Annotated in this window: 22 protein-coding genes; 7 read left to right on the plus strand and 15 right to left on the minus strand. The window is 55.0% G+C overall.

From position 1 onward, the window contains the following. Window positions 1-66 precede the first annotated feature (66 nt). The gene (glnA, locus tag AC1V0D_RS20475) at window positions 67-1476 is read right to left on the minus strand and encodes a glutamate--ammonia ligase (protein ID WP_009088151.1); all 1410 of its coding nucleotides are present in this window, start codon (window positions 1474-1476) and stop codon (window positions 67-69) included. Window positions 1477-1914: 438 nt separating this feature from the next. On the opposite strand from glnA, the gene typA reads away from it, so the two are divergent. From typA to fabY, 5 genes are all read left to right on the plus strand, one after another. Continuing rightward, window positions 1915-3738, plus strand: a complete 1824-nt coding sequence (gene typA, locus AC1V0D_RS20480) for a ribosome-dependent GTPase TypA (protein WP_009088150.1) — start codon at window positions 1915-1917, stop codon at window positions 3736-3738. Window positions 3739-3948: 210 nt separating this feature from the next. After that, complete coding sequence (gene yihX, locus AC1V0D_RS20485; RefSeq protein WP_482907976.1) at window positions 3949-4545, plus strand: glucose-1-phosphatase; 597 nt, start codon at window positions 3949-3951, stop codon at window positions 4543-4545. A 3-nt stretch (window positions 4546-4548) separates the two neighbouring features. Next, window positions 4549-5418: a virulence factor BrkB family protein gene (locus AC1V0D_RS20490; protein ID WP_009088146.1), complete on the plus strand. Its 870-nt coding sequence runs from the start codon at window positions 4549-4551 to the stop codon at window positions 5416-5418. Beyond that, complete coding sequence (gene dtd, locus AC1V0D_RS20495; RefSeq protein WP_009088144.1) at window positions 5415-5852, plus strand: D-aminoacyl-tRNA deacylase; 438 nt, start codon at window positions 5415-5417, stop codon at window positions 5850-5852. Before AC1V0D_RS20490 ends, dtd begins: the two co-directional genes overlap by 4 nt. A gap of 56 nt (window positions 5853-5908) precedes the next feature. Beyond that, window positions 5909-6856 (plus strand): fatty acid biosynthesis protein FabY, encoded by a 948-nt coding sequence (fabY, locus tag AC1V0D_RS20500; RefSeq protein WP_009088141.1) that lies wholly within the window; start codon window positions 5909-5911, stop codon window positions 6854-6856. 32 nt (window positions 6857-6888) lie between these two features. On the opposite strand, the gene AC1V0D_RS20505 is transcribed toward fabY, so the two are convergent. The 7 genes from AC1V0D_RS20505 to gmk form a co-directional block, all read right to left on the minus strand. After that, the gene (locus tag AC1V0D_RS20505; protein WP_140925490.1) at window positions 6889-8568 is read right to left on the minus strand and encodes an AsmA family protein; all 1680 of its coding nucleotides are present in this window, start codon (window positions 8566-8568) and stop codon (window positions 6889-6891) included. A gap of 118 nt (window positions 8569-8686) precedes the next feature. Beyond that, window positions 8687-10060, minus strand: a complete 1374-nt coding sequence (locus AC1V0D_RS20510) for a uracil-xanthine permease family protein (RefSeq protein ID WP_046100872.1) — start codon at window positions 10058-10060, stop codon at window positions 8687-8689. Between the two features lie 105 nt (window positions 10061-10165). Then, complete coding sequence (gene recG, locus AC1V0D_RS20515) at window positions 10166-12244, minus strand: ATP-dependent DNA helicase RecG (RefSeq protein WP_482907977.1); 2079 nt, start codon at window positions 12242-12244, stop codon at window positions 10166-10168. Next, on the minus strand, window positions 12241-12939 hold the full coding sequence (gene trmH / locus AC1V0D_RS20520) for a tRNA (guanosine(18)-2'-O)-methyltransferase TrmH (RefSeq protein WP_009088135.1): 699 nt from the start codon (window positions 12937-12939) through the stop codon (window positions 12241-12243). Before trmH ends, recG begins: the two co-directional genes overlap by 4 nt. A gap of 3 nt (window positions 12940-12942) precedes the next feature. Further along, a complete protein-coding gene (spoT, locus tag AC1V0D_RS20525) occupies window positions 12943-15048 on the minus strand; it encodes a bifunctional GTP diphosphokinase/guanosine-3',5'-bis pyrophosphate 3'-pyrophosphohydrolase (RefSeq protein ID WP_482907978.1) in 2106 nt (701 codons plus the stop codon). 20 nt (window positions 15049-15068) lie between these two features. After that, window positions 15069-15344 carry a DNA-directed RNA polymerase subunit omega gene (gene rpoZ / locus AC1V0D_RS20530; protein WP_003851346.1) on the minus strand — a complete coding sequence of 92 codons (276 nt, stop codon included), beginning with the start codon at window positions 15342-15344 and terminating at the stop codon, window positions 15069-15071. Between the two features lie 54 nt (window positions 15345-15398). Then, complete coding sequence (gene gmk / locus AC1V0D_RS20535) at window positions 15399-16022, minus strand: guanylate kinase (protein ID WP_482907979.1); 624 nt, start codon at window positions 16020-16022, stop codon at window positions 15399-15401. 239 nt (window positions 16023-16261) lie between these two features. Here gmk and ligB point away from each other — a divergent pair, with 239 nt between their 5' ends. After that, a complete protein-coding gene (ligB, locus tag AC1V0D_RS20540) occupies window positions 16262-18013 on the plus strand; it encodes an NAD-dependent DNA ligase LigB (protein ID WP_482907980.1) in 1752 nt (583 codons plus the stop codon). Here ligB and AC1V0D_RS20545 read toward each other — a convergent pair. The 6 genes from AC1V0D_RS20545 to AC1V0D_RS20570 all read right to left on the minus strand — a co-directional run bounded on the left by AC1V0D_RS20545 (window position 17951) and on the right by AC1V0D_RS20570 (window position 23378). Beyond that, window positions 17951-18568, minus strand: a complete 618-nt coding sequence (locus tag AC1V0D_RS20545) for a trimeric intracellular cation channel family protein (RefSeq protein WP_009088129.1) — start codon at window positions 18566-18568, stop codon at window positions 17951-17953. The two genes, ligB and AC1V0D_RS20545, sit on opposite strands and share 63 nt — an antisense overlap. Before the next feature lie 432 nt (window positions 18569-19000). Further along, window positions 19001-19645, minus strand: a complete 645-nt coding sequence (locus tag AC1V0D_RS20550; protein WP_471804007.1) for an oligosaccharide flippase family protein — start codon at window positions 19643-19645, stop codon at window positions 19001-19003. Between the two features lie 763 nt (window positions 19646-20408). Further along, a complete protein-coding gene (locus tag AC1V0D_RS20555; RefSeq protein WP_471804013.1) occupies window positions 20409-20804 on the minus strand; it encodes a polyketide cyclase in 396 nt (131 codons plus the stop codon). A 135-nt stretch (window positions 20805-20939) separates the two neighbouring features. Continuing rightward, the gene (locus tag AC1V0D_RS20560; protein WP_471804006.1) at window positions 20940-22082 is read right to left on the minus strand and encodes an alanine racemase; all 1143 of its coding nucleotides are present in this window, start codon (window positions 22080-22082) and stop codon (window positions 20940-20942) included. 218 nt (window positions 22083-22300) lie between these two features. Further along, window positions 22301-23224 (minus strand): kdo(2)-lipid IV(A) palmitoleoyltransferase, encoded by a 924-nt coding sequence (lpxP, locus tag AC1V0D_RS20565; protein WP_009088122.1) that lies wholly within the window; start codon window positions 23222-23224, stop codon window positions 22301-22303. Further along, window positions 23202-23378, minus strand: a complete 177-nt coding sequence (locus AC1V0D_RS20570) for a hypothetical protein (protein ID WP_158000249.1) — start codon at window positions 23376-23378, stop codon at window positions 23202-23204. Before AC1V0D_RS20570 ends, lpxP begins: the two co-directional genes overlap by 23 nt. Window positions 23379-24104: 726 nt before the next feature. Between AC1V0D_RS20570 and AC1V0D_RS20575 the strand changes: the two genes are divergently transcribed. Further along, entirely contained in the window at window positions 24105-24431 is a 327-nt protein-coding gene (locus tag AC1V0D_RS20575) for a hypothetical protein (RefSeq protein ID WP_307745086.1), read from the plus strand. Here AC1V0D_RS20575 and AC1V0D_RS20580 read toward each other — a convergent pair. Then, window positions 24419-25210: a DUF4225 domain-containing protein gene (locus AC1V0D_RS20580; RefSeq protein ID WP_482907981.1), complete on the minus strand. Its 792-nt coding sequence runs from the start codon at window positions 25208-25210 to the stop codon at window positions 24419-24421. The two genes, AC1V0D_RS20575 and AC1V0D_RS20580, sit on opposite strands and share 13 nt — an antisense overlap. Between the last annotated feature and the right edge of the window lie 14 nt (window positions 25211-25224).

The following is a 25224-nucleotide window of genomic DNA, read 5'->3' on the forward strand; positions in this document are numbered from 1 at the left end:
CGCGGAGAAAAAAGCCCATCCGAAGATGGGCTAAAAGTTTCCACGGCAACAAAAACGTCTGATCAGTTAAACGCTGTAGTACAGCTCGAACTCAACCGGGTGTGGCGTCATGCGAACGCGGTCCATCTCAGTTTTACGCAGTTCGATGTAAGCATCGATAGATTCATCAGTGAAGACACCACCGCGGGTCAGGAACTCGCGATCTTCGTTCAGTGCATTCAGCGCTTCTTCCAGCGAGCCTGCAACTTTTGGAATCTCAGCTTCTTCTTCCGGTGGCAGGTCGTACAGGTTTTTATCCATCGCATCGCCAGGGTGGATTTTGTTGATGATGCCATCAAGGCCAGCCATCAGCAGTGCGGTGAACGCCAGGTATGGGTTAGCCGCTGGATCCGGGAAGCGCGCTTCAATACGACGGGCTTTCGGGCTGGCCACTACCGGGATACGGATAGACGCGGAACGGTTACGGGCAGAGTAAGCCAGCATAACCGGTGCTTCGTAGCCCGGAACCAGACGCTTGTAGGAGTTGGTGGTCGGGTTCGCCAGGGCGTTGATCGCTTTAGCGTGCTTGATGATACCGCCGATGTAGAACAGCGCCATTTCAGACAGGCCGCCGTACTTATCGCCCGCAAACAGGTTCTGGCCACCTTTAGAGAGTGACATGTGGCAGTGCATGCCTGAACCGTTGTCGCCAAACATTGGCTTCGGCATAAAGGTCGCGGTCTTACCGTAAGCGTGCGCGACGTTGTGAACGACATATTTGTAGATCTGAATTTCGTCAGCTTTTTTGGTCATGGTATTGAAGCGGGTCGCCACTTCGTTCTGACCCGCAGTCGCCACTTCGTGGTGATGCGCTTCAACCACCAGACCCATCTGCTCCATGGTCAGACACATGGCAGAACGGATGTCCTGTGATGAGTCAACCGGTGGAACCGGGAAGTAGCCGCCTTTCAGACCTGGACGGTGACCTTTGTTACCGCCTTCGTACTCTTTACCGGTGTTCCATGCCGCTTCGATATCGTCGATAGCAACGTGTGAGCCGGAAGTCGATGAACCGAAACGGATGTCATCGAACAGGAAAAATTCAGGTTCTGGTCCAAACAGGACGGTATCGGCGATACCGGAAGAGCGCAGGAAATCTTCAGCGCGTTTGGCGATAGAACGTGGATCGCGGTCGTAGCCCTGCATGGTGCCTGGCTCGAGAATGTCACAACGGATGATCAGCGTAGAATCTTCGAAGAAAGGATCCATGACCGCCGTGGTAGCGTCAGGCATCAGCACCATGTCTGATTCGTTGATGCCTTTCCAGCCGCCGATAGACGAACCATCGAACATTTTGCCTTCTTCGAAGAAGTCAGCGTTAACCTGGTGAGCAGGGATCGTAACATGCTGTTCTTTACCTTTGGTATCGGTAAAACGCAGGTCAACAAACTTAACTTCATGCTCGTTCATCATCGAGAGAACGTGTTCAGCGGACATACTCAACTCTCCTGGAAATGGTCTTTCATTATCTACATGGCGAGGAAACGTCGTTTCCGGAGGGCGTGGCGGGAAAGGAAATTCCTGACCACTCTTTTCCGGCACGCTCTTCAACCGACATCTGACTGGCGTTTACGCTTGTTACAGATAAAGCGAATTCTGTGCCAACTTTTTTGATGTTGCTTAAATCGCCTTATGATGCACCTTTTTGTCGTAATGCGGCTGCACCACGATGGTTTTAGTGCACCATAACAGTGCTGAAGGTGAATTTACAGGCACCATTTTGGTGCATAGGACCAACTTAGTGCATTTTCTGCACCGGGAACAGTGCGAATTTGCGTCAATGCAATAATCTTTCAGTGAAAAGTGTGATCGTGTTCAGTCTTCCGCTTAATCCGTGTACAATAGCGCGCTATTTCTAATGCCTGAGGCAAAGCTGTGATCGAAAATTTGCGTAACATCGCCATCATCGCGCACGTTGACCATGGAAAGACCACCCTGGTTGACAAACTGCTGCAACAATCCGGTACTTTTGATGCCCGTACCGAAGCAACCGAGCGCGTGATGGACTCCAATGATTTGGAGAAAGAGCGTGGGATTACCATCCTCGCAAAAAACACCGCCATTAAGTGGAATGACTACCGTATCAACATCGTTGATACCCCAGGACACGCCGACTTCGGTGGTGAAGTTGAGCGCGTCATGTCCATGGTGGACTCGGTGCTGCTGGTTGTAGATGCGATGGATGGCCCTATGCCGCAAACCCGCTTCGTGACCAAAAAAGCGTTCGCGCATGGTCTGAAGCCGATTGTGGTTATCAACAAGGTAGACCGCCCGGGCGCACGTCCGGATTGGGTTGTGGATCAGGTGTTTGACCTGTTCGTTAACCTGGATGCGACTGATGAGCAGCTCGACTTCCCTATCATTTTCGCCTCTGCGCTGAATGGTATTGCAGGTCTTGACCACACCGACATGGCTGACGATATGACCCCGCTGTACCAGGCCATCGTTGACCACGTTTCACCTCCACAGGTTGAAGTTGAAGCGCCACTGCAGATGCAAATCTCGCAGCTGGACTACAACAACTACCTGGGCGTGATCGGCATCGGCCGCATCAAGCGCGGTAAAGTGAAGCCTAACCAGCAGGTCACTATCATCGATAGCGAAGGCAAAACCCGCAACGGTAAAGTCGGCAAAGTCCTGACTCACCTGGGTCTTGAGCGTATCGACAGCGATCTGGCTGAAGCGGGCGATATCATTGCTATCACCGGTCTGGGTGAGCTGAACATCTCTGACACCATCTGTGACACGCAGAATGTGGAAGCGCTGCCAGCCCTGAGCGTCGATGAACCTACCGTAACCATGTTCTTCAACGTCAACACCTCACCGTTCTGCGGTAAAGAAGGTAAGTACGTGACGTCGCGCCAGATCCTGGAGCGTCTGAACAAAGAACTGGTTCACAACGTGGCACTGCGCGTTGAAGAAACCGAAGACTCGGACGCATTCCGCGTTTCAGGTCGTGGTGAGCTGCACCTGTCTGTTCTGATCGAAAACATGCGTCGTGAAGGTTTCGAACTGGCGGTATCCCGTCCGAAAGTTATCTTCCGTGAATTCGAAGGCCGTAAACAGGAGCCATTCGAGAACGTCACGCTGGATATCGAAGAAACGCATCAGGGTTCCGTTATGCAAGCCATGGGCGAGCGTAAAGGCGACCTGAAAAACATGGACCCGGATGGTAAAGGCCGCGTACGTCTTGACTACGTGATCCCAAGCCGTGGTCTGATCGGCTTCCGTAACGAATTCATGACCATGACTTCCGGTACCGGTCTGCTTTACTCCACCTTCAGCCACTACGACGACATTCGTCAGGGCGAAGTGGGTCAGCGTCAGAACGGCGTCCTGATCTCTAACGGTCAGGGTAAAGCGGTTGCGTTCGCCCTGTTCGGTCTGCAGGATCGCGGTAAGCTGTTCCTGGGTCACGGTGCAGAAGTCTATGAAGGCCAGATCATCGGTATTCACAGCCGTTCTAACGACCTGACCGTGAACTGTCTGACCGGTAAGAAGCTGACCAACATGCGTGCTTCCGGTACAGATGAAGCCACCACCCTGGTTCCACCGCAGAAAATGACGCTGGAGCAGGCTATCGAGTTCATTGATGATGACGAACTGGTAGAAGTGACTCCGCTGTCAGTGCGTATCCGTAAACGCCATCTGACCGAAAACGACCGTAAACGTGCTTCACGTGGTCCTAAAGACGCGTAATCACGTTTTAGCGTAATAAAGAGCCCCGCCATGCGGGGCTTTTTTTTGCCTGCGATTCCGCGCCTGCCCGCCGGACCAGCCAATTATTGTCTGCTGTGACACGCTTTTTGCCCCCCCGCTGCCGTTTACGCTTTTCTCTCCGGTGCTGGCTGTTCAGCCTGCGTTTTTGCCGCTAGAGTGAATACTCCAGGGAACCGAAGGAGGCGCACCATGCTGTATATCTTTGATTTAGGCAATGTGATTATCGATATCGACTTTAACCGCGTGCTGGGCGTCTGGAGTGACCTTAGCCGTGTGCCGCTGGCCTCACTGCAAAGCCATTTCCGGATGGATGAGGCGTTCGAACAGCATGAACGCGGTGAGATCAGCGATGAAGATTTTGCGCTGGCCCTCTGCGAAAAGCTGGAGATCGCTCTCAGCTATGAACAGTTTGCCGCGGGCTGGCAGGCGGTGTTCGTTGACGTGCGTCCGGAAACGCTGGCGCTGATGAACCGGCTGCGGCTGGAGGGGCATCGGGTCGTGATCCTCTCTAATACCAATAAGCTGCACTGCGCCTTCTGGCCAACGCAGTACCCCGACGTGCAGCAGGCGGCCGACAAGCTCTACCTGTCACAGGAGCTGGGCATGCGGAAGCCGGAAGCCCGCATTTATCAGCATGTGCTGAATGCGGAAGGGGTAACGGCCGACCAGGCGGTCTTTTTTGATGATAATGCAGAAAATATTGAGGCGGCCCGGGCGCTGGGTATCGAAAGCGTGCTGGTGACGGACAGCCGGATGGTTCCCGACTGGTTTGCAGGTCGACAGTAACGCATGAAGTCACGAACATTTCGTCCCGGGCTGCATGCCTTCTGGCTGTGGCTCAGGCTGCTGTGGAAACGTATTGACGAAGATGGCATGACAACCCAGGCGGGCAACCTGGCCTATGTCTCACTGCTGGCGCTGGTGCCGCTGATTGCGGTGGTGTTTGCGCTGTTTGCGGCGTTTCCGGTCTTCTCCGACATCAGCGTGCAGCTGAAGCAGTTTGTCTTCAACAACCTGATGCCCGCCGCAGGCAATACGCTGCAACGCTATCTTGAGCAGTTTGTGGCTAACGTCAACCGGATGACGGCGGTCGGGGCCGTCGGCCTGATTGTGACGGCCCTGCTGTTGATGCATTCGGTAGATACCGCGCTGAATACCATCTGGCGCAGCCATAAGAAGCGGCCGATGGTTTACTCTTTTGCGGTCTACTGGATGATCCTGACCCTCGGCCCGCTGCTGGCCGGTGCCAGCCTGGCGATCAGCTCCTATCTGCTATCGCTGCGCTGGATTAATGCTACCGGGGTCACCAGCCTGGTTGATCAGATGCTGCGTATTTTTCCGCTTCTGCTCTCGTGGCTCGCCTTCTGGCTGCTCTACAGTATTGTCCCCACCCAGCGCGTGCCGCCGCGTGATGCGCTGATTGGTGCACTGGTCGCCGGGGCGCTGTTTGAGCTGGGCAAAAAGGCCTTTGCGCTCTATGTTACGATGTTCCCCTCTTATCAGTTGATCTACGGTGTTCTGGCCGTGATCCCGATTCTGTTTCTCTGGGTCTACTGGACCTGGTGTATTGTGTTGCTGGGCGCTGAAATAACCGTGACGTTAGCCGACTACCGGCAGCTGAAACAGCAGCATAAAGATGAGCAACGCGAGGAAAGATGATTGCATTGATTCAGCGCGTAACGCGCGCCAGCGTCAGCGTCGATCAGGATGTGACCGGTGAAATTGGTGCCGGACTACTGGTCCTGCTGGGGGTGGAGAAGGGCGATGATAATGCGCGTGCGGAACGTCTCGCAGAACGCGTACTGGGCTATCGCATCTTTAGTGATGAGCAGGGCAAAATGAACCTGAGTCTCCGCCAGACGGGGGGAAGCGTGCTGGTGGTGTCACAGTTTACGCTGGCTGCTGACACGCAAAAAGGGATGCGCCCCTCCTTTTCTGGTGGCGCCGAGCCGGCTGAGGCTGAGCGTCTGTATGAGTACTTCAGCGACTGCTGTCGGCAGCAGGGCATTACCACGGCGAATGGCCGTTTCGCGGCAGATATGCAGGTTTCACTGGTGAACGATGGTCCGGTGACGTTCTGGTTACAGGTGTGAGATCGTCAGCTGAGCGGCAGGGAACAGGCCACACCTCCGAGCGGGAGAAACATTTTATGTATCACCTTCGTGTGCCTCAGACAGCGGAAGAGCTGGATATCTACTATCAGTTCCGCTGGGAAATGTTACGTAAACCGCTGCGTCAGCCGCAGGGGTCTGAACGTGACGCCTGGGATGCCTTAGCGCATCATCAGATGGTGGTGGACGAGCAGGGAAATCCGGTCGCCATCGGTCGTCTCTACATTAATGCCGACAACGAGGCCGCGATCCGCTTCATGGCCGTTCATCCCTCCGTGCAGGGCAAAGGGCTGGGAACGCTGGTGGCAATGACGCTGGAGTCAGTGGCGCGTCAGGAAGGCGCAAAGCGGGTGACCTGCAGTGCCCGGGAAGATGCTGTCGCTTTCTTCGCGAAACTCGGCTACGTCAATCAGGGCGAGATAACCGCGCCGCAGACCACGCCGGTTCGTCACTTTCTGATGATTAAGCCGGTCATTACGCTGGATGACATTCTGCACCGCGCCGACTGGTGCGGGCAGCTGCAACAGGCCTGGTACGATCACATCCCGCTCAGCGAGAAGATGGGGGTCCGCATTCTGCAGTTTACCGGGCAGAAATTTATTACCACCATGCCCGAGGCGGGCAACCAGAATCCGCACCATACCCTGTTCGCCGGCAGCCTCTTTTCGCTGGCAACACTGACCGGCTGGGGCTTGATCTGGTTGCTGCTGCGCGAGCGTCATCTCGGTGGAACGATTATTCTGGCAGATGCCCACATTCGCTATAGCCATCCCATCAGCGGGCGGCCCGGCGCGATTGCCGATCTGGGCTCATTGAGCGGCGATCTCGATCGTCTGGCGCGTGGCCGTAAAGCGCGCGTGCAGCTTGAAGTGGAGCTTTTCGGCGATGATGAGTGTGGCGCAGTGTTTGAAGGCGTTTATATCGTGCTGCCCGCCGATCCCGACGGACCGCTGGAAGAGGGCGGTTCCGGCGCACGTATCAATTAATCAGCAGGGCCGCACCCGCGGCCCTGCTGCCATTATCGGACCTCACCGGCCTGCATGGTCTGCTGCAGCTGCTGACTGTCGGTTGTCACCGACAGTGTGCCATTTACCGTCGGACGCAGTGGCTGATCAGCGCGTAACGCACCGCTGAGTTGCAGCTGCATATTGCTGTCGCCCGTTAACGGCAGCGCGGGCCATCCCCAGTTCTGCAATACGTTCACCGGCACCGCACGGCCGGTCAGCTGCAGCGTCAGCGGACGGGCGGATTGCTGGCCCACGGTGGCCGTTCCTTCGAGCAGTCCCTTGTTACTGAACGCGCTCAGCTCCGTTACCTGAATCTGCTCTGCATCAGCACTCAGCGCAATGGATGGGTGACGCAGATCGGTACGGTTAAAGGTGGACTCCGCCGCGTTCAGGCTCAGCTTACCCGACCAGATCCCCCACTGATGCTGCTGCGCCAGTCGCAGATTTTCACCCGTGCCATCCAGTGATGTCAGCTGGAAAGGAAAGGCCGGATTGATATCGATAATCAGGTTCCGGTTCGACATGAAACGCGTCACCTCTACACTCTCCAGCCACGCGGGCAGGGTTGCCTGCCAGCGGTCGCGCCAGTCCTGCGGCAGGGTATATTCCAGTCCGGCAACGGCCAGATTTTTCAGGGTCAGGCGTTTATCGCTGCGCGACCAGTCACCGTCAGCCCGAATCACACCGTTCGCCCAGCGTGAACTGAACTGCGTCAGTGCGATGCCCTGCGGAGAAAAATCCAGGTTAACGATAGGGTCGTTAAGCTCGAAACCCCCGTTGATAAAATTGCTGGCATTCAGCGCCAGTGAACCATCATTACTCTGCCAGTCGTCTCCCTGCCAGTTAACGTTTCTCAGCGTCAGGTCGAGGTCGGTTACCGCCCAGTCCGGTCCCTGCAGACGGGCATCGGTCAGATCGAGTCGCGTAATCGCGATGGAGGGAACCACCTGCAGGCTGTGCAGGAAGTCTTTCAGGCTGCTGGCGGTCTGCAGACGGATATCGTTCAGTCGCAGCTGGTTGATTTTCCAGTTGCCCTGGGCATCCCGTTCACCGTTACCGGTCATGGAGCCGCGCGCCAGATCGGCACCGATATTGTCAAAGCGCATCCGGCCCTGGGACACACTTCCCTGAATCAGTACGTTCTCGCCCGCCACGTTGTTCAGCGTCATGCTGCCGGCGCTCATCTGGAAGCGGGCATCGCGGCCCAGCATATCGCGGGCGGTCGGTTTCCACGGCAGAATGCCGCCATTCACCTGCTGAGCAAACAGCGGTAACGCGCTGCCGGGGCTGTCGAGACGCATGTTATTGAGTTGCAGGCGGTCAGCCTGAATCGGAAGCGCGCTGTCTGGCGTCAGGTTGGCCAGATTCACTTCCCCGTCGCGCAGCTCAAGGCTGCTGAAATGCAGCGGGTCGCTGAACTGAATCAGGGCCAGACCGAGATCGACCCGCTTTGCTACCAGCACCGCCGGCTGCCCATCGTGACCAAAGCTGAAATCATCCAGAATGATGTGAGAGGGCGAGGAGAAATTGTGTTCAATTTTACTCAGGGAGAGATGCCATTCGGTTTTGTCGCTCACCCACCGGCTAAACCAGCCTGCACCCCACTGTGTCTGCAGCAGCACATAGATCACCACCAGGGTGAAAAGCAGCAGTAACAGTATGGTGAGGAAAAACTTTCCAAGAAATTTCATCGCATCCTTCCCGCGTTCAATCCGGTGAGAGGTTGTTATGCCTGAATTACCGTTACAGCTCAACAGCCTGGATGTAAATACGAAGAAATAGCAGGCAGGCCGAAGCCTGCCCGTGGCCTTACTTCTCTGGCGGGAAAATCAGGTTGAGCAGGATAGCGGTAATACCCCCCGCGGCAATGCCCGAAGAGAGCAGGGTTTTCAGCCAGTCAGGGGCAAACTGCAGGATCAGTGGCTGCTGGGAAACACCCAGGCCCACGGCCAGCGACAGCGCGATAATCATGATGGCGCGGCGATTGAGCGGCTCGCGTGACACGATGCGAACGCCCGACGCAGCAATGGTGCCGAACATCACAATGGTGGCACCGCCAAGCACCGGCTCAGGGATCAGCTGCACCAGACCACTGACCGCCGGGAACAGCCCCAGCACAATCAGCATCAGCGCCACCACAAAGCCCACGTAGCGGCTGGCCACGCCGGTTAACTGAATCACCCCATTATTCTGACCGAAGCAGGAGTTGGGGAAGGTGTTAAACAGCGCAGAGACAAAGGAGTTCAGGCCATTCGCCAGCACGCCGCCCTTCAGGCGTTTCATATAGAGAGGGCCGCTCACCGGCTGCTCTGATACATCCGAGGTGGCCGTGATGTCGCCGATGGTCTCCAGTGAGGTCACCATAAACACCAGCATCAGCGGGATGAGCAGGTTCCAGTCGAAGCCCAGTCCGTAATAGAGCGGGCTGGGCACCCTGATCAGCGGCTGATCGGTCGGGAGACCTGAGGCAGGCAGCATGCCCATGGCCCAGGCCAGCAGATAGCCGACCGCCATCGCAATCACCAGGGAGGCGACACGCAGGTAAGGGTTTTTCTGCCGGTTAAGCAGCACGATCACCAGCAGCACCGCGCCGGCCAGCATCAGGTTTTTCGGCGCGCCAAAGGTGTGATCGTTAATCGCACCGAATCCCCCGCCGATAGAGGTGAGTCCCACCTGAATCAGCGACAGGCCGATAATCATGACCACGATACCGGACACCAGCGGGGTAATGATGCGGCGTGCCAGGTGCAGGACGCGGGACAGCACCATTTCAGTACAGGAGGCCACCATCAGCGTACCAAACAGGGCCGCCATCATGGTGGGAACATCCGCACCGCCGTTTTTCAGCGCCATCCCCCCCATGATTAAGGGGGTGACGAAGTTGAAGCTGGTTCCCTGAATCGACAGCAGGCCCGAACCGACCGGCCCCCAGGTTTTGATCTGCAGCAGTGATGCCACGCCCGAGGCAAACAGCGACATGCTGATGATGTGCCGGGTGTCTTCTGCGGGCAGGCCCAGTGCCTGACAGATCAGTATCGCGGGCGTGATGACGGCAACAAACATGGCCAGCAGATGCTGAGCGGCAGCAAACAGCGTCTGCGGAAGGGGAGGACGATCGTCGAGGCGGTAAATCAGTTCGCTTTGCAGGGCGGAGGGCTGGTCTGGCTGCGGATTGGTGGACATCTTCTGCTCTTCCCGAAAAAGTGTGTGGCGATTGTAATCATCCGCAGGCCAAAAGCAATCGTTTGCCCGGCTGAGGTGAAAAGTGGGTACGGGCAGGGGCGTGACTCAGACGTTGGTATAACGGGTATTTTCCGGCAGCCAGCGTTCAATCAGGGCGCTGGCCTGTTCGGGATAGTGCTGGTGGATGTGACGCGCGACACGCTGAACTTCGGGCACCATCGCCTGATCGCGCAGCAGGTCAGCCACTTTAAACTCGGCGTTACCGGTCTGGCGGGTGCCCAGCAGCTCACCTGGCCCGCGTATCTCCAGATCGAACTGGGCAATGACGAAGCCATCGTTGCTGTCTCGCAGCACCTGCAAACGCTTCTGCGCCGTCTTGCTGAGCGGCGCTTTGTAGAGCAGCACACAGTGTGAAGCCACCGCACCGCGACCGATCCGGCCCCGCAGCTGATGCAGCTGTGCCAGGCCTAACCGTTCCGGATTCTCAATAATCATCAGGCTGGCGTTAGGCACGTCTACCCCGACTTCAATCACGGTGGTCGCCACCAGCAGTTGCAGCTCGTTTGCTTTAAACGCCTGCATCACCGCCTGTTTCTCGGCGGGTTTCATCCGGCCATGCACCAGGCCTATATTCAACGCAGGCAGGGCCGTTTTAAGGGCTTCCCAGCTCGCCTCTGCCGCCTGCGCCTCCAGTAATTCTGACTCTTCAATCAGGGTGCAGACCCAGTAGGCCTGACGCCCTTCGCGGCAGGCGTGTTCCACCCGTGCGACGATCTCATCCCGTCGGGAGTCGGGAATGGCCACGGTGGTCACCGGTGTGCGTCCCGGCGGCAGCTCGTCGATGGTCGAGGTATCCAGATCGGCATAGGCGGTCATCGCCAGGGTGCGCGGAATGGGGGTGGCGGTCATGATCAGCTGATGCGGATGGAAACCCTGCTCCTCACCTTTTTCCCACAGCGCGAGGCGCTGGTGGACGCCGAACCGATGCTGTTCATCAATGATGACCAGCGCCAGTCCCTTAAACTGCACCTGTTCCTGAAACAGAGCATGGGTGCCGACGACCATCGCCACCTGACCGCTGGCGATCGCTTCCTGCTGCGCCTGACGCGCTTTGCCTTTCTGTTTCCCGGCCAGCCAGCCGACTTCAATTCCCAGCGGTGCAAACCACTGACGGAAGTTACTGGCGTGCTGTTCAGCCAGCAGTTCGGTCGGCGCCATCAGCGCCACCTGTTTACCGTGGGCGATCACGTTCAGCGCAGCGAGTGCAGCCACCAGCGTCTTGCCTGAGCCAACATCACCCTGCACCAGCCGCATCATCGGAAAGTCATTCGCCAGATCGTTTTCTATCTCCGCCACTACCCTTTTCTGCGCCTGGGTGGGCGAGAAGGGCAGCGCGGCCAGCAGCTGGTCACTCAGGTTATGGCGCGGCGGCATGGGCAACGCGTAATAGCGCTGCGCACCGGCGCGCACCGCCAGCATACTCAGGTTGTGCGCCAGCAACTCTTCCAGAATCAGACGGCGCTGGGCCGGATGGCGGCCACTCTCCAGTTCGCTGAGCCGGAGGTCGGGCGGTGGGCGATGCAGCGTGCGTAAGGCATCGGGCAGGCTGATCAGACCGCCGCTCAGCTCCTGCGGCAGCAGTTCGGCTATCGGGCAGCTCTCCAGCAGCGTCAGCGCCTGATCGGTCAGATTACGCAGCGTGGCCTGGCGGATACCTTCGGTGGTGGGATAAACCGGCGTTAAGGTCTCTTCCAGCGTCACACTGCTCTGTTCGCCCTGGATGCGGTATTCAGGATGGATAATCTCAGCACCACGCTGGCCGCGCTTGATTTCACCATAGGCGGTAACGTGACGACCCGGCGACAGGTTGTTCTTCATACCGGCATTGAAATTGAAGAAGCGCATGGTCAGCACGCCGCTGCCATCGCTGATCTGGCAGACCATCATCCGGCGGCGACCAAAGGTGATATCTGTGTGCAGTACTTCGCCTTCTACGGTGGCCCAGATGCCAGGCAGCAGATCGTTAATGGCATAGAGCTGAGTGCGGTCTTCGTAGCGCAGCGGGAGATGAAGCAGCAGATCCTGAATGGTGTGCAGGCCTATTCTGGCCAGCTTTGCTGCCTGGCTGGCACCGACGCCGGTCAGGGTACTGAGCGGGATGGCATCCAGCAGACGGCCTTTCATCGTCTTTTACCGGTCGATTGCATGGTGGCCCACCAGCTGGGATCGGCGTCGACTTCACCCTGAGCGTTGATGCGCGGATAGGGCAACCCTTTCTGTCTGGCGACGCGTGCCAGCACCGGGAATCCGCCTTCGAATAGCAGGCGCTGCTGTTCCTCTTCGTCCAGCAGGCTGTAGTCGCGCAGATAGAGCCCCGCATTCTGCCGCTGTCGCTGTGCTTCGTACAGGATCAGCGCGCAGGCGACCGAGACATTCAGCGACTGAACCATCCCCACCATCGGAATAACGATCTGCCGATCGGCCAGCGCCAGTGCTTCTTCGGTAATCCCGGTTTTTTCCTGTCCCATCAGGATGCAGGTCGGCAGGGTGTAATCGATCTCGCGGAAATCAACGGCATCCGCAGAGAGATGGGTCGCTAAAACCTGCATCTTCTGCTGTTTAAGCTGTTTTACGGCATCGCCGATGGTGGGATGGGTGACCACTTTCACCCAGCTGTTGCTGCCGGCAGAGGCAGAAGCCTGCGTGCGCATCCGCTGGCTGGGCCAGACCGCATGCACTTCGTGGATGCCCACGGCGTCGGCCGTGCGGATCACTGCGGAAACATTGTGCGGCTTATGCACCTGCTCCATACAGACCGTGAGATCGTGCTGGCGCAGTGCCAGCATCGCCTGAATCCGGGCAAAACGTTGATCGTTCATGCACTAATTACGGTTACGGTGGACTTTAATCACATCCGGCATCACGCGGATTTTCCGCATGATGTTGGCCAGATGGACGCGGTCACGCGCGGTCAGGCGGATAAAGGCGCTGTAAACGCGGCCATCGCGCTCTTCGGTATTCAGGCTCTGAATATTCGAGCCGGCGGTATTAATCGCCGCCGTCAGGTTAGCCAGCGCGCCCTGATGGTTAAACATGTCGACCTTGATCTCCGCCACGAACTCCTGCTCAGTGACTTTGTCCCACTCGACCGGCATGAATTTTTCAGGCTCTTTCTGATAGCCGCGAATATTCCGGCAGGATTCGTGATGCACCACCAGCCCTTTTCCGGGGCTGACGTGGGCCACTATCGGGTCACCAGGAATAGGGCGGCAGCATTTGGCGAAGGTAATCAATACGCCATCAGCGCCCTTGATCGGCAGCTTACCGCGTTTGCTGTTGCTGATCGTCTTGTTGTCAGCCTGCAGCAGGTTCTTCGCCACCACCACGCTCATCGAGTTGCCCAGACCGATCTCGGCCAGCAGATCGTCGAGCGAGGTCAGCTTCATGCGATCCAGCTCCTGGCGGATATTCTCAGCCGGGATTTCAGCCAGTTTACGGCTGCCGCCCAGCGCATGGCTGAGCAGGCGGCGACCCAGATTGACCGAGTCTTCGCGCTTAAGATTTTTCAGCAGCTGACGGATTTTGGCACGGGCTTTGGAGCTGACGACGAAGTTAAGCCAGGCGGCGTTAGGCCGGGCGCCTGGAGCGGTAATGATCTCAATCGTCTGCCCGCTGGTCAGCGGCTGCGACAGCGGATAAGGCTGGCGATCGACGCGCGCGCCGACGCAGGCATGACCAATATCGGTATGAACCGCATAGGCGAAGTCCACCGGCGTCGCGCCGGTGGGCAGTTCCACAATGCGGCCTTCAGGCGTAAAGACGTAGATCTCGTCAGGAAAGAGATCGGACTTCACGCTCTCAATAAATTCAAATGAGCTGCCCGCACTCTGTTGCAGCTCCAGCAGGCTTTGCAGCCAGCGCTGGGCGCGAATCTGTGCGGTGGTGCCACTTTCTCCCGCCTGTTTGTAGGCCCAGTGCGCAGCGACCCCCATCTCCGCCATCTGATCCATATCCTCGGTGCGAATCTGCACCTCAACCGGCACGCCGTGCGGGCCAATCATGGAGGTATGGAGCGACTGATAGCCGTTAGCTTTGGGGATGGCGATGTAATCTTTCACGCGACCCGGACGCGGCTTATAGAGGCTGTGCATCTGGCCCAGAACGCGATAGCAGGTATCCAGGTCTTTCACGATGACGCGAAAGGCGTAGATATCCATGATCGAGTGAAAACGCTGCTCTTTCAGCGTCATTTTGCGGTAGATCGAGTAAAGATGCTTTTCACGACCGCTGACGCGGCAGGGGATGCCCGCTTCCTGTAAACGGCCATCGATCTCAGAAAGAATCTTCTGGATCATCTCTTTACGGTTACCGCGCGCGGCTTTCACCACCTCTTTAATCACCCGATAGCGGTTCGGATAGAGGGCCTCAAAACCGAGCTCTTCCAGCTCCGTTTTCAGATGGTGAATACCCAAGCGGTGCGCCAGCGGACTGTAAATCTCTAACGTCTCCAGCGCGATGCGGCGACGTTTGTCCGGGCGTAATGACCCCAGGGTGCGCATATTGTGGGTACGGTCAGCCAGCTTGATGAGAATGACGCGGATATCCTGCACCATCGCCATAATCATCTTGCGGAAGTTCTCTGCCTGCGCCTCTTTCTTGTCGCGGAATTTCAGCTTGTCCAGCTTGGAAACGCCTTCAACCAGTTCCGCCACGCTTTTACCGAACAGCTGTTCCATGTCCTGGTAAGTGGCTGGCGTATCTTCGATGACGTCATGCAGCAGCGCGGCCATGAGGGTCTCATGGTCGAGCTTCATTTCTGCCAGAATACAGGCCACGGCAACCGGATGGGTGATATAAGGCTCACCGCTGGAGCGTGTCTGTCCCTCGTGGGCATCACGTGCGACAAGGTAGGCTTGCTGGAGGCGCTTGATCTGCTCCTCTGGCAAGTATTTTTCAATCAGTTGATTGAGGCTCTCAAACAGATACAAGGGCGACCTGCAGGTGGCTGTTAACGACGACCTTCAGCGATAGCGGTAACGGCCTGTAATTCAGCGGCTTCCTGCTCTTGCTGTTCCTGACGATCACGCACATCTAAAATCTGATTGGTGACCAGACCTTCTTCGATTTCGCGCAGAGCGATAACGGTAGGTTTGTCGTTCTCTTCCGGAACCAGCGGATCTTTACCGCCAACCTGCATCTGACGTGCACGACGTGCAGCGACCAACACCAGGTCAAAACGATTACCAACTTTTTCTACTGCGTCCTGAACGGTTACGCGTGCCATAGGTGTGCTACTCCACAGATGAAGAAATGACTGCGCATCATACTGAAACTGTATTCAGACTGCCAACAGTTTGCTGATTAAAGCATCGTGACGCGCCTTCTGACGTGCCATGCGCAGACGTTCTGCGCGAATGATGGTTTTCAGATCGGACAGCGCCAGATCGAAATCATCATTCACAATTAAATAGTCATATTCGGCGTAGTGGCTCATTTCCGCAACGGCCTGCGCCATGCGGCGCGTGATGACCTCTTCGCTGTCCTGGTCACGACCGCGCAGACGGCGATCGAGCTCTTCTTTCGACGGCGGCAAAACGAAGATGCTGCGTGCGCCGGGCATTTTCGCGCGAATCTGCTGCGCGCCCTGCCAGTCGATATCGAGAAAAACATCCACGCCGGTCGCCAGCATCTGCTCAATTGCCTGACGTGAGGTGCCATAGTAATTGTCGAAAACTTTGGCGTGTTCGAGAAAAGCTTCTTCCTCAATCATCCGCTCAAATTCATGTTTTTCAACAAAGAAGTAGTGTTCGCCATGGGTTTCACCCGGACGCATACCGCGCGTCGTGTGCGAAACAGAGACCTGCGTGTCATACAACGGCTGGGTCTTTAACAGTGCCTGAATCAGGCTGGATTTACCTGCGCCGCTGGGAGCAGAAACAATATAGAGCGTGCCTTGAGCCATGGTTTTCTTGAATTGATTAAAAGCGGAGTCGATTTCCTGCACAGTATACACAGCTTCCGGTTGCCACGCAGCGTTTGCGCAGCGGCAATAACCAGTTTTTGCGCATTCTGACGCAATGACCTGTCGTGCCGCTGCAATAGCGGGCAGATGACGACAGCCTCTCTTCCATCATTGTACATCGTCGCTGGCTGGTGCTGATGGCCTGAGGTTGAATGCCACAAAACCTCAGGAGAGAGAAGATGAAAGGAGTTGGCTGGAGGCTGTTTGGGGTGGCGCTGGGGTTCGTCCTCTGTCCGGCGCACAGCGCCCTGTGTCCGGTCTGGACCCCCATCCGGGCGGAGAAAGAGATCGCTCGCCTGCAGCAGCAGCTGCAACACTGGGACGAGGCCTACTATCAGCAGGGGCAGAGCCCGGTGGCGGACAGCGATTACGATGCGCTGCAGCAGCGCCTGAATCACTGGCAGCACTGCTTCAGTCCTTCGCAGCCTGCTTATACACCGCAACTGCCGAACAAGGGAGAGCATCTGCATCCGGTTGCGCATACCGGCGTGAAAAAGCTGCGGGACAAGCTGGCTCTGGCCTACTGGATGCAGGGACGGCACGATCTCTGGGTACAGCCGAAAGTCGATGGCATTGCTGTTTCGCTGGTTTATCGCCAGGGCCGGCTGGTTTCCCTGTTGAGTCGCGGCGATGGCTTACGCGGTGAAGAGTGGCTGAGTAAAGCCGCTGAGATTCCGGCGATCCCACAGCATATTGACACCCGCCTTGACGAGGTGGTGCTGCAGGGTGAGCTTTTCCTGTCGATGACCGGTCATCAGCAGGCAACGGATGGCGGCAGGAATGCGCGCGCGCAGGTGGCGGGTGCCATGATGAGCAAAACGCGGACTCCGCTGCGGCAGTCGCTCGATATCTTTATCTGGGCCTGGCCCGATGGTCCCGCCGCAATGACGGAACGCCTGCAGCAACTCAGCCGCTGGGGACTGGGTGTGGCGGAAAAATGGAGTCACCGGGTAAACGACGAAGAGGATGTCGCCGCCTGGCGAACGCGCTGGTTCCATGCTGCGCTGCCTTTTGTGACTGACGGTGTGGTGGTACATCAGGCCCAGCGACCTGCGGGTAAAAACTGGCTGCCGGGCGAGGGGAGCTGGGCCGTTGCCTGGAAATATGAGCCTCCTGAAGTGAGCGCGGAAGTGCTCTCGGTCGATTTCCCCATCGGCCGGACCGGGAAAATCGCGGCGGTTCTCAATCTGCAGCCGGTTCAGCTGGATGATAAGACCGTCAGACGGGTCAGCGTCGGATCGCTGCGTCGCTGGCAGGAGATGGACATCGTTGCAGGCGATCTGATTACGCTGAGCCTGGCGGGCCAGGGTATTCCCCGGCTGGAGCGGGTGATCTGGCGCGTGGCAGAAAGGCACTACCCTCAGCCTCCCGATGCGGCGCGCTATACGCCGCTGAGCTGTTTCACCTTCAGTGCTGCATGTCAGAAACAGCTGCTGGCAAAATTACGCTGGCTCAGCCAGAAAGCGGTGCTGAATATTCCGGGCGTAGCGCGCAGCACCTGGCTGCGCTTACTGGAAAGCGGCGCAATGACGCACCTCTTTGACTGGCTGACGTTAACACCGGAACAGATCGCCGCCGCGACAGGCCTCTCTCCGGAACGGGCAGGTCAGCTCTGGCACCGTTTTAATCTCACCCGTCAGCAGCCGTTTCGTCGCTGGGTGGATGCCTTAGGTATTTCACTGCCGCGGAAAGCCCTGAAGTCGCTACCCGATCAGCAGTGGGAGAGCTTAACGCAGCGGGATGTGGCGGGCTGGCAGGCGCTACCGGGCGTTGGCGCTGCGCTAGCAAAGCGCCTGGTTACGCAGTTCCATGATGCCCGGCTGCAGGCGCTGATCGCGTTCCTGCAGCAGCAGAACATCCCCGCTTCCTCAATGCTCGGGATGGGGATAGTTGAAAATCGGCAAACCGAGGCGGAAGCGCAGCGCCAGTAAACGGGCAAAGAAGCCGAACAGCAGGGTAATGATAATCACCGCTTCATGTGCCAGGGTTGTTTTCAGCAGCAGGATATACATCCAGCCCGAGGCGAAGGCGATACCGGCGTAGAGCTCTTTCTGAAACACCAGCGGAATGCGATTGCAGAACATGTCGCGCAGTACGCCGCCGAAGACACCCGTAATCACCGCGCTGATGGCGGCAATAATCATGGCATGTCCGGAATCCAGAGCAACCTGTGCGCCAATGATGGAGAAGACCACCAGGCCCAGCGCATCCAGCACCAGAAACACTTTGCGCAGGTGCGTCATCAGGGGAGCCACGAATGTCGTCACCACCGCTGCTGCCGCAACGATCATGATGTATTCAGGGTGCTTTACCCATCCCAGCGGATAGTGACCGAGCAGAATATCGCGCACTGACCCGCCGCCTATGGCGGTCACCGAGGCGATAATAATGACGCCGAACAGATCCATTTTGCGGCGACCGGCCGCCAGCGCGCCGGTCATGGCTTCGGCGGTAATACCAATGATGTAGAGAACAGTCAGTAACATAGCAGGCTCCAGTGAGACGGCGACAAGGCTACGGCATTACCTTAGCGCCAGCGACTGAGATTTTCTGGCGAGCGGCGTCCGGGATGAGCGCAGTTTATACCAGCCAGCGATGGCGTCAGCATATAAAGGCTCTCTGACGAGCGGACTGTGCTGAACGCATGAGAAAATCTGAGATGAAGGCGCAGAGATCCGGGGCATGTTTCTGTCCGGATTGCGCTTACGCAGAACGGGGGACGTCGTGACCGCAAAGGCTTTTTCGCTACCCGGTGGAGATTCATCCGGACAGGAAAGAATAAGCAGAGGTGAGGATAGAGGAAATAACCGGTCAGAGGGAAAAGATATCCGGCGCAATAAAAAAGAAAGGCGTGCTGGTTAACAGCACGCCAACGCATCGTTTCGGATGCTCAGAGCCCACCTTACAGACTTATTATATTATTTGTTTCTTGCACGAATTTTAGCAAAGGCATTCAGACTAAAACGATATTCTGGCTGGAACCATGAACGACCGTAGTAGCAGTAAATCAGCATGCGAATAGACGCCATCGCCAGATAACCCCAGATTGCACATAATACGGAAGGTGTCAGCCAGACGGTAAATAAGGTCACGCCCAGTCCGGCCAGTACTGACGATGTTTCCGCAAAGGCGATACGGGTGTACTGTTTTTCGCGCTGTAATATCGCACGATAATGCTGGCCCTGTGGAATAATAATAAAGACCACGGAGACCATCTGCAGCATTAATGCCAGCTCGGGCTGAGCAAACAGGTTACTGAGCAGATGGCTGCCAGAAAAGAGCAGGCCAAATATTGCCACACCCACCAGGACATTCCCCCAGTAAAGGATGGACAGATCATTAATCGAGAGCATGCAGCGGCGGATCAGTGAGTTTGAGAAGCCCCGATCGGCCAGCGTATCGATAGCCAGCAGAGCAATCACGGCGATCGCCAGCAGGTTAAGTTCGTTTGCCTGCAGAATCTGCGCCAGCAACGAAAGCTGCAGAACGCCGATGCCAATAATTTTAATGGAAGAGAGCAGAGACCATTTTGCGCTATTAAGACTGCTTTCGCGTATTGCCATAATATACTCGTTAGAGTCCGGCGACTCTGTGAGAATGTTGTCTTTGTGCAACGGCAAGAGATGATTGCTGTGACACCGTTAATGAGTGCAATTCTTTCTGAGCGGAGTCCTGGAAAAATTTATCAGGCTTGCCCTGTTATTATGTGCTGCTTTAAATAATCCTGGAAAGTATCCCTGGTAAAGTCCCTGTTTCGTGTCATGGCGGAATTCCCTGCTGTCACAAAGAATTCCGCCAGATCACGAATAAATCCTGTTGTTGTTTTATATTCCCCTGCCAGCATCCTTGCGGCAAACTCAACGCTTTCATTTAAAGATTCGCTGAGCGGTCCATGACTTTTTACTGCTTTATCATTATGGGTATTGCTGTGTGTGAAATGATTTATACATTGTTTTATTTAATTTAACACCATAAGAAAAGTCTGATAACGGGGCCGCAGAAATAAATGGTTTCACTTTGTGCATGATAAATATTAAATCCTCAGTGGTGGCATAATAAACGCCGATTAAGGATTAATGTGTGCAGGAAACAATCAAAACATGCAGGAGACATTAAAAGCCCTGAAATCCCGGGGAATCCCTGCTTCTGACAGGGTTTTCCCAGGAATTTTCCTGGAAGGGAAGCTTAAGCAGGGTTGTTACTAATGGTGAAGGCGCGGTCATCAATCAGATAAGTGCTTTATGCTTTATTCGCGCAAATTTTTCTGTTTTTTTTTCATTACCGGCCAGCCATAACTACAGAAAGAAATCGCGCTAAGTTATTGATTTACTGAGTCAGCAAATGATTAAGTTTTTCCAGATCGTTGCTAACCCATTCAATATGCTGCTTAAATTTCTCATCAGAGGTAAATGGCTGGCGATAGACTGTCACCATCACTTCGGCGCCCTGTTCATTCGCTATCACGCGCATAGGCACGTAAATCTCTCTGCCAGAGCCGCTATCAATCCAGTGATCCATCACACCAAACGGATTATGGGGCGAGAAACGGAGCTTCACATTTCCCTGCGGGCCTTTAGCACGCCAGCGATTGCCATCAGGTTCTAACGCGCGGTGCGTCAGGCCGGAAGCCCACTTAGGAAAAAATTCGGGCTTCCAGATGGTTTCATAGAGATCTAACCAGTGGCGCGGAATCGTCAGGCTCAGCGTGCGCGAGGAGAGCATATAACCTCCGGGGGAGAAGCAAAAAAGCATTAAAGCACGGCCACCGGTATGTTAAAACGTTGTAACGACAGAAGTGTGGTGCTGGCAGGGTTTCGTACAGGGCGCAGACAGCGTAAGGTGCTGTCTGCAACGGATTCAGATGAAGTTACCGCGCGCAGACACCGCCTGCTCTTCACTCTGGCCGGTGGCGTGACGCAGAACAAAGCCATCTGACTGGGCCATTACGGCGCAACTGTGATTGGGGAAAATGCGCAGCAGCGTGCCGACTTCAGGGCGACGATGCTGATAAAGCAGGAACCCATGTTCTTCCGATAGTTTCGTAACCTCATAGGTCTGACCTGCTTCATCGACGGCAATACCAAAGCCGCTGGCATTGGTGCCGTGCGGCCCTTTATCCGAACTCAGCATTTTTGATCCTGCATCCACAATCACAAAGTGATCGTTCACTGCGACCACACGGGAAATCACGCTCATTGCCAGTTGATCGACGCGGCTTAAACCAAGACGGCAGGCTGTCAGGTCCAGCAGGGCATAATTGCCGGGCCGGATTTCCCTGGTGCCGGGCGCAATATCTGCCGCCAGCGCGGTCGGGGTTGAGCCGACAGAAACAGGGCAGTCGTTAAACCCGGCAGCCTGCAACTTTAACTGCAGCCGCTGCATCAGGGCCATTTCCTGTCGGGCAATCTCAGCAATGGCCGTGGCATGACCGGCACCATAAGCGTGACCGGCATGCGACACCAGTCCGGCAAAACGTAACCCTTTATCCCGCAACGCCTGCGCTATCTCCACAGCTTCATCGCTCTCAGGATTGACGCCAATCCGGTGTAAACCGACATCAACTTTAATCGCCACCGCCAGTTCGCATTGCGGTTGCTGCTGCCAGGCCGCAGCTATCGCCTCCACACCCTGCAGTCTGTCCGCAATCAGTGTGACTTTCGCCTGGTGCTGCACGGCGAGACGCAGTAATTCTGCCACGCTCTGTGGTTGCACTACCGGATAGGCTAACAGCAGATCGCGAATGCCACCCTGAATGAAGGTGATGCCTTCACTGGGTTTAGAAACGGTGACGCCCTGTGCGCCGAGCGCAAGCTGCTGCTGAGCAATCCAGACGCTTTTATGCGTTTTGATATGAGGGCGAAGTGCAACGCCTGCCGCCTGTGCTTTTTGCTGCATCTGCTGCAGGTTCTGCTCCAGTCGCGCTCCATCCACTTCAATATAGGGGGTGAGGCGGTCATCAATCAGCGGACGCTGCCACTGCTGTTTATCGTTGATATCCATATGAAGGTCCGGCCTTGAGGTAATAAGGGTGTTTATGATTGCTGAATTAACGATCTGATACCAGTCTGCCCACTCGCCGCGTGAGTCCGGACAGCAGGAATGGCAGGAACAGGTTAAGCAAAGCCCGACAGGGAACCGGAAGAAGGCGCGAACGCCAGACCGCAGGAAGGAGAAGCTGAAAAAATAAAGCAGGCGCGTGGCCTGCTTTATCCGTTAATTCAGACGTAGAGCGATGCTTCGCCCGGTGGCCGGGTTTTGAAGCGACGATGCAGCCAGAGATACTGCTCGGGCGCTCGCAGGATCTGATTCTCAATGACTTTATTCATATAAGCCGCTGCCGCTGCCTCATCCGTATGCGGGTAGTTTTCCAGCATCGGTTCAATGATCAGGTGGTAGCCATAATTATCGGGATTACGGATCAGCATAATCGGCACCATCGCGGGCTTCGCCAGACGCGACAGGACAAATGTCCCATTGGTGGTGGCGGCTTTTTCTACCGCAAACAGTGGCGCAAAGGTGCTGCCTTTAGGGCCGTAATCCTGGTCCGGTGCGAACCAGACTGATTCACCCTGTTTCAGCGCATGCACCATACCGCGCAGGTCGCGACGGTCGATCATCGCTTTGTTTGAGCGCATCCGACCCCGGGTCTGTACATACTCCATTGCCTGATTGTTATGCGGGCGATACATCGCCATCATCGGCTGGCAGAGACCGCTGATGCGACCGCCCAGTTCCAGCGACATAAAGTGCACGCCAATCAGCATCACACCACGCTTTTCGTTCTGCGCCGCATGAAGATTTGCCATCCCGGTGACATTAAACAGACGCCTTACGGCACGATCCGACCAGAACCAGGCGATACCGGTTTCTGCCAGTGCCATGCCCAGTGAGGCAAAATTGCCGGCGATCATCGCCTCTGTTTTTTCTTCACTGATGCCCGGAAAGCAGAGTTCAATATTCCGGCGGGTGATGCGCTCGCGGCGCTGCAGGAAATGACGGGAGATCTTGCCTGCACCGGCACCCAGACGCATAAGAAGAGGGTAGGGAAGCTGGACGATGAGCCACAGCACACTAAGACCAAACCAGGTAAACCAATAACGCGGATGCAGCAGCGAGCTGCTAAATTTTCCGGTGTTTTTCATTAAAACCTTCATGAGATAAATGGATGCATCGCATAAAGAACACTTCCATAAAGTCTCCAGGCGCTACAGCTGTACTGATTTCGACCAGCACTTTATCAAAAAGTGCCTTCAAAGAAAGGGAAACTACTGACTCCACAGGATTGACCAGTTTCATGGAACGAGCGCATTGAGGGTGTTCAGAAGGGTTTTTTGTGAAAAAGTATATTTAATTCAGTGTATTAGGGGGCATGCTTCTGAAAGGGAAAACGTGACAAACGACCGTTCAGGAACAGTCCGGAAATGATTATTTATCTATCTTTACGAAATCCCGCGGCACTTAAGCAGCACGATCCTTCTGTATGCCACTACATCTCAGCCCACCCTGTACAAAAAGTGAGTAAGCTGCCATCGCTGACGCTTACTCACTTTCCATCGAATAGGGAACTATCCGAAATTATGAATCTGGATGGTGATTTATATAAGTAATCCATTAATTTCAATAAATTAAATTTATGGAGTGATTTATTTTTAAAATCTATGCCCATATAGCTACCCGCTAAGCTTTGTTTCCTGTAAGGGATCAGAGGCTAGAGGCACATACCTCTGCAAAGTGAATGCCGATATCACACTACCATTCATGGCTAGAAGTAAACTGTAGCTGAATTCAGATTTACGAAGAGTGATGGAAGCTGGAAAGTATCACCTTGATTCAATCCAATAGTTAACAAAGTCATTTTTCCCCGGAATTTGATAGCACATATATTATGCGCAAGTTTTAGCACCAGGGAACCATCCTAAAAAATAAAAGAGCTGAAGTCTTTTAAAGGCCTGTCCAGTTTGTACAGGGCTTAAGTAATGAGTTACAATCAGACTATCGTAAGCCGAATGAATGACGCTCATTATGAACAAAATGCAAATCGAAGAAATGCTTGTAAAAGAGGGGTTTACACCAAGGGAGGTCTCTGTGATACGTCAGCATGCTGAGAAAGACGGTTATCCTTATCCCTGGCTACTTTCACAGTTAAAGAAAAGATTCATAGTTGCAATGATATTAATAGCAATCCTTCTCGCAGGACTTATTTATACCATTCGCAGTGGTACACAAGAAAACCTTGTTTCATATGTGATCACGCTTGTAGCAGGATTCGTTATTTTATATATATTTGTACCTTTGAAACCTGCATTTAAAGCTTACAGATTTATGAAGAAACACGGTCACTCTTTATAAGTATCAGATATTGACTTGATTGCTGATGCGTCATTATACATCTCAATAAATAGCTCTTTTCTACTCATCTCCTTAATACCACGAACATAGTCGGTGTTAAGGAAATAGTAGAGACGCCATGCTTCCGGTTTCTGCACCAGACGTACAATGCCGTAGAGGGACAGAGCCAAATCCATAGAACTGTATGTCAGTTGCCCAACCTTCTGGTCAAACCCCATAAACTCAGCAGTAGCTACATAACCCTGTTTAAGTAATCCCACACTGTCAGTTTTGCCATATACAAGATTTTCAACAGATTCCTGAAAGCCATTGAGCCCATGCAGAACTAACATACCTCCAAAGGCAGTGCCTATGATTGTCCCGGACGCAAGGGAAGCTCCAACTACAGATACACCCGCTATGACTTGCAGACCGCTTAGCACTACCCCAACGCCATTGATTACATAGCCCCATATGTCTCCATTCTTAACTACCTGTACCGAAGCATGAACCACAGCCGTTCCCGCTTTGAGCATTCTGTCCTGAATAGTGAGGTACTCATTTTCTTTTTTGAGATTTTGAATGCACTGCTGGCATTGATCATCTGTAGAATTTGAACGGATAACCTGTATTTGAGCGTTAACGAAAGCTTTAACATCATCCTGGAACTGCAATCGATTAAAGCCGTCTTTCAGATAGAGGTGAGAAAGGTGGTTAGCATTGTCAAGCAGCTGATTAGCTTCAGCATGAGCCATAGTCAGAAAGTAATCCTTAAATCGGTCTGGTTTCCAGTAGTCCATGACTGCACCTTTAT

It is taken from the genome of Pantoea sp. PA1 (genome assembly GCF_056856975.1).

Excerpts from the sequence above, each read along its gene's own strand:
- AC1V0D_RS20490 (WP_009088146.1), top strand. The coding sequence starts at position 4,549 with ATGAAGTCACGAACATTTCGTCCCGGGCTGCATGCCTTCTGGCTGTGG.
- AC1V0D_RS20570 (WP_158000249.1), bottom strand. The coding sequence starts at position 23,378 with ATGAAACTGGTCAATCCTGTGGAGTCAGTAGTTTCCCTTTCTTTGAAG.
- AC1V0D_RS20580 (WP_482907981.1), bottom strand. The coding sequence starts at position 25,210 with ATGGACTACTGGAAACCAGACCGATTTAAGGATTACTTTCTGACTATG.
- fabY (WP_009088141.1), top strand. The coding sequence starts at position 5,909 with ATGTATCACCTTCGTGTGCCTCAGACAGCGGAAGAGCTGGATATCTAC.
- lpxP (WP_009088122.1), bottom strand. The coding sequence starts at position 23,224 with ATGAAAAACACCGGAAAATTTAGCAGCTCGCTGCTGCATCCGCGTTAT.
- rpoZ (WP_003851346.1), bottom strand. The coding sequence starts at position 15,344 with ATGGCACGCGTAACCGTTCAGGACGCAGTAGAAAAAGTTGGTAATCGT.
- AC1V0D_RS20555 (WP_471804013.1), bottom strand. The coding sequence starts at position 20,804 with ATGCTCTCCTCGCGCACGCTGAGCCTGACGATTCCGCGCCACTGGTTA.
- AC1V0D_RS20575 (WP_307745086.1), top strand. The coding sequence starts at position 24,105 with ATGAACAAAATGCAAATCGAAGAAATGCTTGTAAAAGAGGGGTTTACA.
- yihX (WP_482907976.1), top strand. The coding sequence starts at position 3,949 with ATGCTGTATATCTTTGATTTAGGCAATGTGATTATCGATATCGACTTT.
- trmH (WP_009088135.1), bottom strand. The coding sequence starts at position 12,939 with ATGAACGATCAACGTTTTGCCCGGATTCAGGCGATGCTGGCACTGCGC.
- AC1V0D_RS20545 (WP_009088129.1), bottom strand. The coding sequence starts at position 18,568 with ATGTTACTGACTGTTCTCTACATCATTGGTATTACCGCCGAAGCCATG.
- dtd (WP_009088144.1), top strand. The coding sequence starts at position 5,415 with ATGATTGCATTGATTCAGCGCGTAACGCGCGCCAGCGTCAGCGTCGAT.
- recG (WP_482907977.1), bottom strand. The coding sequence starts at position 12,244 with ATGAAAGGCCGTCTGCTGGATGCCATCCCGCTCAGTACCCTGACCGGC.
- AC1V0D_RS20510 (WP_046100872.1), bottom strand. The coding sequence starts at position 10,060 with ATGTCCACCAATCCGCAGCCAGACCAGCCCTCCGCCCTGCAAAGCGAA.
- gmk (WP_482907979.1), bottom strand. The coding sequence starts at position 16,022 with ATGGCTCAAGGCACGCTCTATATTGTTTCTGCTCCCAGCGGCGCAGGT.
- AC1V0D_RS20560 (WP_471804006.1), bottom strand. The coding sequence starts at position 22,082 with ATGGATATCAACGATAAACAGCAGTGGCAGCGTCCGCTGATTGATGAC.
- ligB (WP_482907980.1), top strand. The coding sequence starts at position 16,262 with ATGAAAGGAGTTGGCTGGAGGCTGTTTGGGGTGGCGCTGGGGTTCGTC.
- AC1V0D_RS20550 (WP_471804007.1), bottom strand. The coding sequence starts at position 19,645 with ATGGCAATACGCGAAAGCAGTCTTAATAGCGCAAAATGGTCTCTGCTC.
- AC1V0D_RS20505 (WP_140925490.1), bottom strand. The coding sequence starts at position 8,568 with ATGAAATTTCTTGGAAAGTTTTTCCTCACCATACTGTTACTGCTGCTT.
- glnA (WP_009088151.1), bottom strand. The coding sequence starts at position 1,476 with ATGTCCGCTGAACACGTTCTCTCGATGATGAACGAGCATGAAGTTAAG.